This window comes from Parendozoicomonas sp. 2304DJ65-17 (genome assembly GCF_058148445.1).
The window spans coordinates 144,206-157,328 of sequence record NZ_JBYVJV010000002.1; the positions used below are offsets into that span (position 1 = coordinate 144,206).

Consider the following 13,123-nt stretch of genomic DNA (forward strand, 5'->3'; position numbering starts at 1 on the left):
GAGATGTTGCGCTTTTTACAGTCTGGCTTGTTGTTACTGTTGTTTGCAGACCTTTCTGTAGCCGAATCTTCACTGACGGTTCGGGCCATGCTTGAGCCCGTCAGTGAAGTAAAAATCAGCAGTGAGTTAAACGGCCGTATCCAAGAAGTTACAGTGAATGATGGCGAAGCCTTTAGAAAAGGTGATCTGCTGATCCAGTATGACTGCCAGCCTTATAAGGCTGAATTAAAAGCTGAACAGGCTGATTTAGGTGCTGCTCGTGTTCAGTTGACCAATAAACAACAGCTTCTGGACATGAAGTCGGTTGGTCAGCTGGAAGTCGATCTGGCGCGCTTTGATGTAAAAAAACTGGAAGCCAAAGTTGAGTCTGCTCGTTATCGGGTTGACCATTGTCGTGTCATTGCACCGTTCAGTGGTCGTGTTGTGGAAGTTCAGATTAACTCTTTCGAGCATGTGACAGTGGGCTCTGATTTGATCTGGTTGCAGGACGACAATCATTTACAGGTTAACCTGATTATCCCTTCTCGCTGGCTCCAATGGTTGGAAGCCGGACATCCTTTTTTGTTCAGAGTTGATGAAACCGGTATGGAATATCAGGGTGAAATTATGCGTCTTGGTGCCCGGGTTGATGCCGTCAGTCAGACAATCAGAGCTGTTGGGCAATTACAAACAAGTGATAAAAAGCTGGTGGCCGGTATGAGTGGATCAGCCTTATTCGATAATCCCCTGGCAAAGGATTCCCATTCTGGAAACTGAAGCAGTCAGAGTACAGGGCAAAGTCAGAGTGCCAGACAGTAAAGCAATCATTGAACCTTATCTGCGATTGCTGGAATTAGAAAAAGCTCTGAGAAAAGCAACAGATAAAGCTACTCTGGAACTGACTCTGGTGAACAGGATTATGGCAATGATTCCCTGCCATAAAGCCACTCTGTTTCGTTGTGATGATGACCAACTGAAGATCACAGCTGTCAGCGGTCTTGCAAATGTTGATCGGCTTTCGCCTGCCAGCCTGGCTATGGAACAACTAGCCAACGCGATTCATGGGCAAGGCGGACAACCCAATGCAAAATCCTTTACTCTGGATGAGTGTTTTAAAATCGTTTCTGTAAAAGATACTGATAGTAACCCCGCCATATCCGGCGATGTGTTGTGGGTTCCCATTATCCATCCTGAAGGCAAACAGCTGGGAGCACTCCTGCTGGAGGAGCGATCACCTTTCGGCAGCCATGAACAGACGTTAGCTGATCATATTGCAGAAACCATGGCCCATGCCTGGCAGGCTCTATTACCGCAGCCTGGCTTGCTGAGCAGGATGAAATCGAAACCTGTACGCTGGGTTATTCTTGTCGCATTTGCTGCGGCGATGTTTTTTCCGGTCAGGCTGTCAGTTCTTGCTCCCACAGAAATTGTTGCTGAAAAACCTTTCGCTTTTACTGCTCCTTTGAACGGAGTTATCAGGGATATTCTGGTTGAACCCAATCAATGGGTAACGGCTGGTCAGGTATTGGTTGAGTTTGAGGATACAGAACTGCAAACCCGTGTTTCAGTTGCCCGTGATGAGTTAGCTGTGGCTCAGGCAGAACTGCGTAAATCCAGACAAGGAGCATTTACTGATGTTCGTTCTGCAGCATTGGTTGCTGAACAGCAGGCTCGGGTAGAGCTGAAACAGTCTGAGTTTAGTTATTCCCAGCAGCTACTGGAAAGGAGTCGCCTGATAGCTGAGCAGGATGGCATTGTTATATTCAGGGACCAGAATGACTGGCGTGGCAAGCCGGTGCAGGTGGGGGAACATATCCTTTATCTGGCCGATCCACGACAGGTGTCGATGAGTATCGATTTGTCAGTTCGGGATGCTATTTCCCTTGAGCCAGGAACGGAAGTAGAACTGTATCTGGATACTCAGCCCTTACAGGCTTTGTTTGGCCAGCTCGACTATGCCTCCTACGAAGCTCAGCCTGATGATGACTCTATTTTATCCTATCGCTTAAAAGCTTCCTTTAATGATGGAGAGCAGCTCCCAAGAATTGGCCTGAAAGGCGTAGCTAAACTCTATGGTGAGGAGTCAACGCTGTTCTTTTATCTGTTTCGACGTCCATTGGCTTATTTAAGACAATGGTTGGGTGTGTGAGTGATCGAGTCAGCCGAGCATTTGCCCCTGCCACAGCTTAGGCCAGACCTTGAATTGGTTGATGGTGGTATAACCGCTGATCCGGATATGCGCTGGTCCATTTATGACCCCTTGAGAAATCAGTATTTTCGAATAAGCCAACAGAGCTTTCAGCTTCTATCTCACTGGGCAGCCGGTTCTGTGGTTGAACTTCAAACAACAATGGAGCAGTCCAGAGGCGCTTATATAAGTGATGAAGCTATTTCCGAGCTTGTGTACTTTCTGGCATCTAACCATCTGTTGGTAGCCGATAACTCTCAACAGCTGGAAACATTGATTCAACACCGCAAGCAGAGTAAACAATCCTGGTTTTCTCAGGTGATTCACGGCTATCTTTTCTTTCGTATTCCACTGGTCAGGCCCGATAGTTTTCTTACCTGGCTGACAAACAATCTTCAGCCACTGTTGAGTGTTCGAACCTTGGTGTTTTTTCTAGCTCTGGGGGCTGTCGGCCTGATTTTAACTCTGAGGCAATGGGACACTTTTCTACACACAGCAGGAGGTTTTCTAACATTTGAAAGCTCCCTCTGGTTTATTGCTGGGCTGGTACTGGTAAAAATCTGTCACGAACTGGGGCATGGGGTTGCGGCTAAGTACTACGGCTGCCGCGTTCCTACGATGGGTGTGGCATTTCTGGTGATGTTTCCGGTGTTGTACAGCGATACAACTGATGCCTGGCGTTTGAGCACAAGAAAACCAAGGTTGATGATAGGTTCAGCGGGCATCTTGGTTGAAATGGCAATTGCCTGTTTAGCCACCTTACTTTGGTCTTTTATGGAGGAAGGCCCTGCACGCAGTGCTTTATTTATGCTGGCGGCCGTTACCTGGTTAACTAGCTTGATGGTGAATGCAAACCCATTAATGAGATTCGATGGATATTATCTGTTGGCAGATTACTGGCAGATTGAGAATTTGCAGAATCGTTCTTTCAGACTGGCCCGGTGGCAGTTGAGACAATGGCTGTTGCGCTTTGACGAAAAAGAGCCTGAGCACTTTTCTACAGCAGATAGGCGCAAGTTATTAATTTATGCCTATTGTACGTGGGTCTACAGGTTCTTTTTGTTCTTGGCGATTGCTCTTTTGGTTTATCACTTTTTCTTCAAAGTTCTTGGCATTGCACTTTTCCTGATAGAAATCGTCTGGTTCATTGTTTTGCCAGTAGCCCGTGAATTGAAGTTCTGGTGGCAAAACCGCCAAAGAATTCAGTTACGCTCTGCTGTTGCTCGAACAAGCTTGGCTGCAGGATTTATTGCTGCGCTGTTGTTTATTCCCTTGGATTCCAGGTTAAGGCTGCCAGCTGTAGCGGTTGAGGATCAGGTCACTGAGATTTATTCACCAGGTCAAAACAACAAAATACAGGAAATCCTTGTGCGGGATGGGCAGAGTGTGAACGCCGGGGATACTCTGTTGATATTGGATAACCCTGATCTTCAGCAGGAAGCCAAAAGCATTCGGCTTCAAATTTCTTTAGTGCAGAAACTATTGTTGAGAGAGGCCTCCAGTCAAACCTACAGTCAGTCAGCTCAGGTTTTTCGAAGTCGGCTTATTACTCTAAAGGAAAAGCTCGCGGGCATTGAGGCAAGGTTACAACTGCTGAAGATTAAGGCTCCATTTCAAGGTGTGGTGACGTTTACTTCCCCGTGGATAAGGAATGGGTTGTGGGTGGACAGACGCACACCTCTCATGAGAATTGTTCAGAATAAAAACACCAGAATTGATGCTTATGTAGAAGCAAAAAATCTGGCAAGGCTAATGCCCGGGCAATCTGGGACTTTTTATCCCGATGATTTAACACTGCCGGACTTTACTGTGCGCCTCGTTCAGATCAGTCCTACTTCAGATAACAAACTTGATCAACTTTACTTGAGTTCAGATTTTGGCGGTCCGCTTGCTGTCAATATAAGTGCTGCGGGAGAAGCTGTATTGCAGCAAAGTTATTATAAGGTGGAGTTACAACCCTTTGAGCCAATATCCGTTAATAGAGTATTAACGGGAAGCCTTCATCTTAATGTTGAGGGTGAGAGCCTTGGCTACTCAATCTTGGTACGGATATGGGCTGTATTGATTCGTGAGCTGGGTTTTTAAACAGACTCTTTCTTCTGGACATTTATTGTCCCAATGAATTCCAAAACTTTAATGGCTGATAAGGAGCTGAAACTTATTTAAAAGGTTTTATTTCTTGTCGACAATGCAAATGATAATAATTATCATTTGCAAAGTTGTGACAGTCCGGGTGTAAAGGGGGAGTTACCATGTCGGCAGCCAGCACAGTTTCAATGGCGCAGGTTGGACAACTTTATTCTGAGCATAAAAACTGGTTGTCAGCGTTCTTGCAGAAGAAACTGGGGTGTCCGGAAACAACCGCCGATCTTCTGCAGGATACCTACTTACGGGTGATGACCCGCCCCTCTCTTCCACCGGCTCATGAATCACGTCAGTTCCTGACTCACATCGCCAAGGGCTTAGCGATTGATTTATACCGCCGCCGTCGTATTGAACAGGCCTACCTGGAATATCTGGAGCAGCAGCCTGAAGTTCACTTCCCATCACCGGAAGCACAAACTCAGGCGATGGAAGCGCTGGTTGAGATTGATACCTTGCTTCACAATTTGCCGACTAAAGCACGGCAGGCTTTGTTGATGCGGCAACTGGAAGGGTTGAGCTACAGGGATATTGCCAATCGCTTACAGGTATCAGTCTCTTCTGTGGAAAAGTATGTGGCCAAGGCTCTGCAGGCTTGCATGATGGCAACCATGGAGGCCTGATGAAACGGCGCATATCTGTTGAATCTGTCGAGCAGGCATCGCTATGGGCTGCTCGGATGTTAGCCGATGATGTATCCGACCATGATCGCCGCTCCTTATCTCAATGGCGTCAGGCCAATCCGGATAATGAAGATGCCTGGCAACAAGTTGAACAACTACAAAATCGTTTCAGGCAACTACCCGATAACAAACTGGGGCAGCAAATTCTAAGCACGAAGACGACGCTGACTCGTCGTCAGGCATTGATATATACCGGTCTTGCTCTTGGGGCTGGTGGCTTATACCAGCGCTATCAATGGGATATGAAACTTTCCGGAATAGAATATGCGACTGCTGCCGGTGAAATAAAAACGGTCAAGTTAAAAGATGGCACTGGCCTTATTCTTAATACTGCTACCCGAATTTTTGTTGATATCAAGAAGGCTAAGAGAGAACTACATTTGATTTCCGGTGAGGTTATGGTGACAACCGGAGATAATTACAGTTCGCCACTTCGGTTGAATAGTCGGCAGGGGGCAGTAGTTCCAATTGGTACACGTTTTTCTGTTCGGCAAGATGAGTCTCAAACTCAGGTAAAAGTGTTTGAGGGGCGTGTACAGCTGATACCTGAGAACTCTTCACGCGAGGCAGTACTCTCTGCCGGAGAAAACGCATCATTCACAAATTCAAGAGTCAGTGACAAAGGCAAAAACTCTGATACTGATGATGCCTGGCTGCGTCAACTTCTTGTGGCTACCCGTATGCCTCTGCCAGTGTTTATTGAAGAGTTGTCTCGCTACAGGGCAGGCGTCGTAAGAACTGCACCAGGGCTCAGCGGCTTGCAGGTTACAGGTATTTTTGACCTTAAGGATACTGACCAGACTCTGCAACATCTCAGCAATATATTGCCGCTGGATATAAGTTATCTCACTCGTTATCTGGTGCTGGTTTCTCGTCGTTAAAGTTTCTACGGGTCAACTTTTATCACTCTTTGTTCTTGCCTTGAACCGGTGCAGTTTTGAGTCGGTTAAAACAAAAATAAAAATTTGAAAATTCTTTTACGGGTTTTGGATTCCTGTTCGGTAAAGGAAATGAACACGCAATAACAACACATAAGAATTACAAGGCTGTACAGGATGAAGTTCCGTATTAAGCACAGTTTGAAACCGCTTTCTCTCGCGGTTTTAACTGCGACCCCCTTGTTGCTTGCACCCTCTCAGGCAACGGCAGAACAGGCTGTTGTCAGTGCGCAGCAGTTTAATATTCCCGCAGGTAACTTGGATCAGGTATTGAATTCCTTTGCGCTTAAGGCAGGAATTCGTTTCCATCTGGACTCGAGCCTCTCACAAGGTTTAACAAGCCCAGGTTTGCAAGGGGAGTACACGGCTGATCAGGGATTGCAGGAACTTCTCCGTAATACCGGAATTACTCCGTTAAGACAGGAAGACGGCTCTTATCGTCTCCATAACCCGAAGAAAGGTGTAACGATTCTCGCTCCTGTAAAAGTGTCTGCTCTGGCTATGACTGGTGCCGAGCGGGATCAGGCAGGTGAAGATGCGGTTTATGACCAGAACCGGTCAACAGTTTATCTGAGCAAGGAAGAAGTTGAGCGTTTCAAAGGCTCTAACCCTGCTGATGTATTGAAATCTATGCCTGGCGTGACAGGTGGTGATGGCCGCAACGGTGGTGCTATCGAGCCCAATATTCGTGGTGTGCAGGGGCCGGGAAAAGTGCCGGTGCGTATAGATGGTACCGAGCAGGCTGTGACAGTAAACCGAGGTTATCGTGGCACGTCCAGTCGCAGCTATCTTGACCCCAATCTGATCAGTAATATCCAGGTTCAGAAAGGCCCATCTCTGGATACCACCTCCGGTATTGGTGGTGCTGTGGTAGTGAATACTCTTTCAGCCGCTGACGTTATCAAACCAGGTCAGGATTATGGTGTTGAGTTGTTAGTTGAAGGCAGTAACAACACTACGTCGCCTAATGAACCAACGCTGTATACAGGGCAGAACTATAAAGAAACCTCTCCTTATAAAGATCGGCTAGTCAATGGCAGCTCAACACCATTACCTCATAACGCTGACCCAGCCCTGTTTGTAGAGCCGGATGATCACCCTAACAGCAATCTGCTATCCGGGGATGATTATGCCTGGCGCCTGGCTCTGGCCAAGCGCATTGATAAGCTGGAACTGCTTGGTGCCTATGCCTACCGTCGTTCAGGGAATTATTTCGCCGGTAAAAATAAAGAAGGTTATTACAGCACCCCAGGGGCTGACACGACGGCGGATATCAACCGCAGTTTCCCAACTCAGGAGATGGCCCAGATATATCGCCCGGGTGAAGAAGTGCCGAATACTTCCAGTGAAATGGAATCCTGGTTATTCAAGGGTACATACAACTTCAGTGACGACCAGGTTGTAGAACTGGGGCTTCGTCATACCGAATCGACCTTTGGCGATATTCTGGCCTCTCGCACAGGTACCCGTGAGAACAATCGGTTAGCACAATGGCCGCTCAGTACGGTCAAGTCGGAGGCGGTGAACCTCCGGCATCGGTGGAATCCTGCCAATCCACTGTTAAATATGAAGAACAATATCTGGGCTACCTTTACCCGCAGTAAAACCAACACTGGTAATGGCTACCCAAACTTTGCAGGTGCTGATAATCCCATCATTATTAATTCCACACTGGCGGATTCGAAAGAGTATCGTTTTGGTGTTGATAGCAGTAATGATATGCAGCTGAACGATACTCTGGGGTTGGCTCTGGCATCCAGTTATCAATACCACAAGCTGCGCCCCAGCGATGGACTGCCGAATGTCTCCTCTCTTGATGACTTGGAAAACCCCGGGGAATTAAGAGCCGGGCACCGTCAGGAATTTAATGGCAGCTTTAATTTCAAATGGCAGCCAATTAACCCACTGGAAATTACCGCCGGTGCCCGGTACACCTATTACCGGGCGAAAGATGACTATCTGCAGAATCGTATCGATAATGGGGATACCAATCAGAGTACTGTCTCCAAAGACAGTGGTTATCAGGTGCAATACAAAGTTCTGGAGGAGCTTTCCCAAGAGCAGAAAGGCGCACAAATTGCAGAAGCAGAAGAGCGTATTCGTGCTGCAGCTCCACCCTTAACAGGGTTAACGGCTGCTGATAAAGCCAGCCGTTTGCAATCTCAGATTGCCCAGCGTCAGGGATTAATTGATGTTCGTGACGGGCCGTTCTGGAACTTTTTCCCACCTGCTGATCAGCAACGTATTCTGGATCAAATTGCAGCCCTGAATACCGAAATCGATTTCCTGAGTGGTTCGCTGACTGATGCCGATATAGAGGCCAATATTCAGGCAGAGTTGGCAACAGAAACAGCCCGGATTAATAGCCAGCCTCCGACTGAACAGGTCAAAACCACAACCTGGGCGCGAGGGGCTGATGGCAAGTTCAGCTTTGCTGATAACCCCTGTAATACTATTAACTCCCAAACTGTGCCGAACTATGTGGAAGGCAGTTGTGTAGCCACGCGCACGGGGGTGAGCAGTACAAATGTAGCGGCAGACAACTCCACTCAGGAATCTGATGGCTGGGCACCCGCTGTTTCTGTGGCTTACCAGATTAACGACAATAATCGTGTGTACTTCCGTTATACCGAAGCCCTGCGCTTCCCCAGCCTGTTCGAAAGTACTCGGGGTTTCTCCAGCAACAGCAATCCGTACACCGATCTTAAGCCTGAACATAGCTTTAACTATGAACTGGGCTATATCTACAGCTTTGATCAAGGGGATATCAAGCTGGCCTACTTCGATAACCTGACAGAAGACGCAATTGACCGGGTAAGTATCAATGAAGGGTTCAGCAATATTGAAAAGCGCCATACCCGGGGAATGGAATTCCAGGGGCGTTACGATAATGGGCAGTTCTTCACTGATCTGGGCGCAAGTTACATCTTCGAAGATGAAGTCTGTGATGAGCACAGTGCTGTTGTAAAAGAGCTGGATAACAAGTGTGCCCGTGGCGGCTTCCCACCGTCATTGGCGGGTAGCTATCTAGGAGTAAGGGTTATTCCTGAATACTCCGCCAGCTGGCTGATTGGTGCCCGCTTCCTGAACAAAACTCTGGAAACTGGTCTGCGCACCAACTACACCGCGGCCAGCCATAATGACGAGCCCATCAAACGAGATAACGCTACCACCTTCGATGCTTACGTAAAGTACACCTTTATGGAAAACCTCAAAGCTGAGCTGGTAGGTACCAACCTGACCAATCTCTATTACGTAGAGCCAACCAGCACGTCTTTGCTGCCAGCGCCAGGTCGGACAATCAAATTAAGCCTTTCAGCCAGTTTTTAACCGCAGCTGGTTTTGATGTGGCTTGAAAAAGGTTAGTGGCTTTGCTCAGGCAAAGTGCACAACGGTGCAGGGAAGCCTGCGGGTTCAGGGACGAACCCATTGCAAAACAACGTTTATAAATAAAAGAGAGAAGACCAATGAAGAAAATTGCATTAACAGCTGTTGCTGCTGCCGCTCTTGCTGCAGGTTCTCTGGCCCACGCTGGTTTTGATGGTACCGAAACCTATGGTGGTTTCTTTAGTGGTAACGTACATGTTGGTGAATCCAATGTACCTTTCGGCCCTCATACTTCCGGTAAGGCCGGTATCGGTGTTGGTTTTATCGGTAATGCTTTCAAGGCTGACTTTGAAGGCCTGACAACCGCTTCTGCCATTATCAAAACTGGCGATGTGTACACCTTGCCAGAACTGCCAGATGACGGCGACCATGGTAATGCTGAATCCACCTTCAACTTTGCCCGTGCAGGCAGTGGTGATGTGTGGTTCGGTGAGTGGGCCGAAGATATCACCGGTGCTGGCAGCAATGATGGTAACCGCTCCGTGTACTATATCGGTGATGATACCGGTACAACTGTTCCGACCAGTGGCGTAGCAACTTACTCCGTCACAGGCCTTAATCACTTCGACCCAGCCCAGAACAATGCTCTGAGCGGTACTCTCACAGCTAACTTTGGTGCGCAGACTCTGTCTGGAGCAATCGCTAATAGCCAGCAAAATCTTCAGATCAATGCAAACATCAATAGCAGCACTGCAGCCTTTAATGGTACTGCGCTGTCTACTGGTGCAGCAGGGTTCGGTTTTGGCTCAACTGAAGGTCACTTCTTCGGTGCTGATGCTGCCGCACTGGCTGGTATCGCTGAGTTCAGCAGCAACCGCAAGCTGGATACTGCCTTCGGTGGTAGCAAAAATTAAAAGCTAAACCAAAAACAGTCCGTGTATTTAGCGGATGCCCTTATGCGTGAAAACGCATAATCCGGGCAGGGGTTCTTGTGTCTCAAGCCTTTGCCCGGCTCTATTACGGTTAACCGGGTTTTATGAATCAAGCTGTATCTTCATACGAAAAAAACATCTGCTTTTCACTTCTTATAAGAATAATTGTTGTTCTTTGTTTTGTTGTAACACCTCTATCAGCAGATGAAGACACAGACCTGCGTCTGCAGCAGAACCTGGAGATTAATGCGAATGCTCAGGAGCAAGAGGTATTAAAGGAAGAGTTGGAGAGAGAGCAGGCTCAGCAGTCGCAGTTCACCATTAATGGTGATACCTATAGTGTGAAAAATACTGTCGATGATTTAGGGCAGGCACTTTATCTGGCGATCAAACATCAAAAGTGGCAGGCAGCGGAAGAATTTCTCGGCCGTTACCAGGTGATACCTGGTCGGGATCCGATGCTGGTGCACTATGCGCAGGGTGCTTTGGCCCGTAACCAGAAAGACTTTGCTGAGGCAGAAATTCAGTACCGTAAATTACTCGCATTGCAGTCGGGCTTTTTGCCTGGCCGTCTGGAGCTGGCCAGAGTTCTGTTTGAAGACCATAAGAATTCTGAGGCACTGGAGCTGTTTCAGACCATTCAGGCAAGCTTGCCGACGAGCGACCCAAGGGCAGAAGGGGTAAAGAAGACAATTGTCAGTTTTATTCGGGCACTTGAGCTGCGGGATTCCTGGCAGGGTTCTCTGGCATTAGGGCCAGGTTACAGCGATAACATTAATCAGTCATCAGAGAGTAGTACCTGCCTGCGACGGATAGGCTCAATCTGTTTGTTTGAGCGCAGCACACCGGAAGCAATCTCTGCCAGAACTCTCGAGCTTGAAGCTTCTTTGAATAAACGCTTTTCCCTGAAAGGTCATCATGGCCTGCAGCTGCGGACACTGGCTTATGGCACCAGTTATAAAGACCACAGTCAGTACAATGAGAGCACGATTCAAACCAAACTGGGTTACAGCTATCACAATGCTGTAAACCAGTACTACATCGGCCCGTTGTACGAGTATAAAACCAAAGATAATAACAGCCTGTACGATGCCTGGGGCGTTAGTGCAGACTGGTTGCACAGCTTCACTCCTCAAACTGCTCTAAAGCTGGAAACAGATTACAAAGATATTCGTTATCGTAGCGAAGAACACCAGTTCGACAACGGCAGCCAGCACTCAGGTTATGTCACGGTTTATCATCGGCTGAATAACGGCTGGCTTTTGTTTGGTGGTGCAGATTACTCCCGCAAGAATAATGAACAGGATGCACTGGCTTACGACCTGGAAGGGCTACGGGCAGGCACGGTTGGTTCGCCAGTGAAAGGTATCAGACTGTCGTTGTTTACTTCGTTTCGCACCAGAGAATATCGTGACTTTAACGCCTTGCTTGGAGAACAGCGGAAGGACAAGGAGCAGAATTATACTTTGATTGTCAGTGCCCCCCGCTGGCAGTTTGCAGGAATTAAGCCCAGTTTAGCACTCAGGCATAGTCGCATAGTGAGTAACGTTGACTGGCTGTATAGCTATAAGAAAAACAGCATAAACTTTAAAGTCGAAAAGAATTTTTAGAGCTATTTTTAATAAGTGAAATGTGTAGAAAAGATAAGAGTTAATATGTTGCAAATGATATTGATTGTTATTTGATAATCAATATCATCAAATAAAGTTGAAGACTAAATAATTGTTTAAATAAAAATAGACATGTTGTAGGAATTTAATAAAGAAAATAATGCCTAGTTGTTCTTATTTATAGCTTTAAGTATAAAATTTATTAACTCCACGCATACGTAGTTAACACCTCAGGTCATGTTAATGACTCACGTCAATTCAACAATAAAAAAACTAATCAATAATCGTTGAGCAAAATCAAACAAGACCAATCATTAATCACCGTAATTTCGGAGGTTAACGGGTAGCTTTTGATTTTGATTTTCAACTGAATCCGATATTCCTGACATTCTCAGATGGCTTCTGGGAGGAGAATTACCTTGGATGCCAGCTTGACCACTAACTTGACGATCGTCAGCGCAACAGTATTCATGGCCGCCCTTGGGGGTATTTTGGCTATTCTGCTCGTGCTGGCTAATAAACGTCTCTACGTTTACGAAGACCCCCGCATAGAAGAAGTTGAGAACATGCTGCCCAAGGCCAACTGCGGCGCTTGCGGTCAGCCTGGCTGTCATGCCTTTGCAGAAGGCTTGGTAACCGGTGATTTTCAACCCTCCCAGTGCACCGCGAACAGTGATGATATGAACCAGCTGATCGCTGACAGCCTTGGCGTAGCCATGAGCGCACAGGAAAAGCGTTTGCCCCGTCTGGCCTGTGCCGGCGGCAATCACGTGGCCTGGCAGCGCGCACGCTACAAAGGGCTGGACAGCTGTCGTGCCGCTGACCTTGTTGCCGGTGGTGGCAAGGGTTGCAGCTGGGGCTGTCTGGGCATGGGTGACTGTTCCCATGTCTGCACTTTCGATGCAATCACTATGGATGCCAACGGCCTTCCAGTAGTTGATGAAGAAAAGTGTACAGCTTGTGGTGACTGCGTAGACGCCTGCCCACGTTTCCTTTTCTCCATTCATCCAGTCAGCCACAAACTGTGGGTTGCCTGTAAGAACCTGGAGCATGGGGAAAAGGCAGAAGCCGATTGTGATGTGGCCTGTAATGCCTGCACCCGCTGTGTTGCTGATGCTGCGGATGGCCTGATTGCCATGACCAATAATCTGGCCACGATTGATTATTCGCAAAATGATAAAGCAAGCCAAAACGCTATTCAACGTTGCCCAACAGGCGCAATTGTTTGGATGGAAAACGGCAAGGTTATTAAAGGCGATGCCGCTAAGAAAGTGATCCGTAAAGATCCTTTAAAAGCAGCCTGACCAATTGCTGACAATTCTGT

9 protein-coding genes are annotated in these 13,123 nt (G+C 47.5%); all 9 read left to right on the forward strand.

Annotated features, from left to right (window positions below; all coding sequences use genetic code 11):
• Positions 1-3 precede the first annotated feature (3 nt).
• The 9 genes from ACY2RR_RS05725 to ACY2RR_RS05765 all read left to right on the forward strand — a co-directional run bounded on the left by ACY2RR_RS05725 (position 4) and on the right by ACY2RR_RS05765 (position 13,103).
• Entirely contained in the window at positions 4-756 is a 753-nt protein-coding gene (locus ACY2RR_RS05725; RefSeq protein ID WP_490107178.1) for an efflux RND transporter periplasmic adaptor subunit, read from the forward strand.
• A complete protein-coding gene (locus tag ACY2RR_RS05730) occupies positions 701-2,128 on the forward strand; it encodes an efflux RND transporter periplasmic adaptor subunit (protein ID WP_490107179.1) in 1,428 nt (475 codons plus the stop codon). The genes ACY2RR_RS05725 and ACY2RR_RS05730 overlap by 56 nt, the downstream gene beginning before the upstream one ends.
• Positions 2,129-4,252, forward strand: a complete 2,124-nt coding sequence (locus tag ACY2RR_RS05735; RefSeq protein ID WP_490107180.1) for a site-2 protease family protein — start codon at positions 2,129-2,131, stop codon at positions 4,250-4,252. It abuts the gene before it with no gap.
• A gap of 167 nt (positions 4,253-4,419) precedes the next feature.
• Complete coding sequence (locus ACY2RR_RS05740) at positions 4,420-4,932, forward strand: sigma-70 family RNA polymerase sigma factor (RefSeq protein WP_490107181.1); 513 nt, start codon at positions 4,420-4,422, stop codon at positions 4,930-4,932.
• Entirely contained in the window at positions 4,932-5,873 is a 942-nt protein-coding gene (locus ACY2RR_RS05745) for a FecR domain-containing protein (protein WP_490107182.1), read from the forward strand. The genes ACY2RR_RS05740 and ACY2RR_RS05745 overlap by 1 nt, the downstream gene beginning before the upstream one ends.
• A gap of 174 nt (positions 5,874-6,047) precedes the next feature.
• A complete protein-coding gene (locus tag ACY2RR_RS05750) occupies positions 6,048-9,260 on the forward strand; it encodes a TonB-dependent receptor (RefSeq protein ID WP_490107183.1) in 3,213 nt (1,070 codons plus the stop codon).
• A 137-nt stretch (positions 9,261-9,397) separates the two neighbouring features.
• On the forward strand, positions 9,398-10,171 hold the full coding sequence (locus tag ACY2RR_RS05755; RefSeq protein WP_490107184.1) for a Slam-dependent surface lipoprotein: 774 nt from the start codon (positions 9,398-9,400) through the stop codon (positions 10,169-10,171).
• A 122-nt stretch (positions 10,172-10,293) separates the two neighbouring features.
• A complete protein-coding gene (locus tag ACY2RR_RS05760; RefSeq protein WP_490107185.1) occupies positions 10,294-11,799 on the forward strand; it encodes a surface lipoprotein assembly modifier in 1,506 nt (501 codons plus the stop codon).
• A gap of 419 nt (positions 11,800-12,218) precedes the next feature.
• A complete protein-coding gene (locus ACY2RR_RS05765) occupies positions 12,219-13,103 on the forward strand; it encodes an RnfABCDGE type electron transport complex subunit B (RefSeq protein ID WP_490107186.1) in 885 nt (294 codons plus the stop codon).
• Positions 13,104-13,123 lie beyond the last annotated feature (20 nt).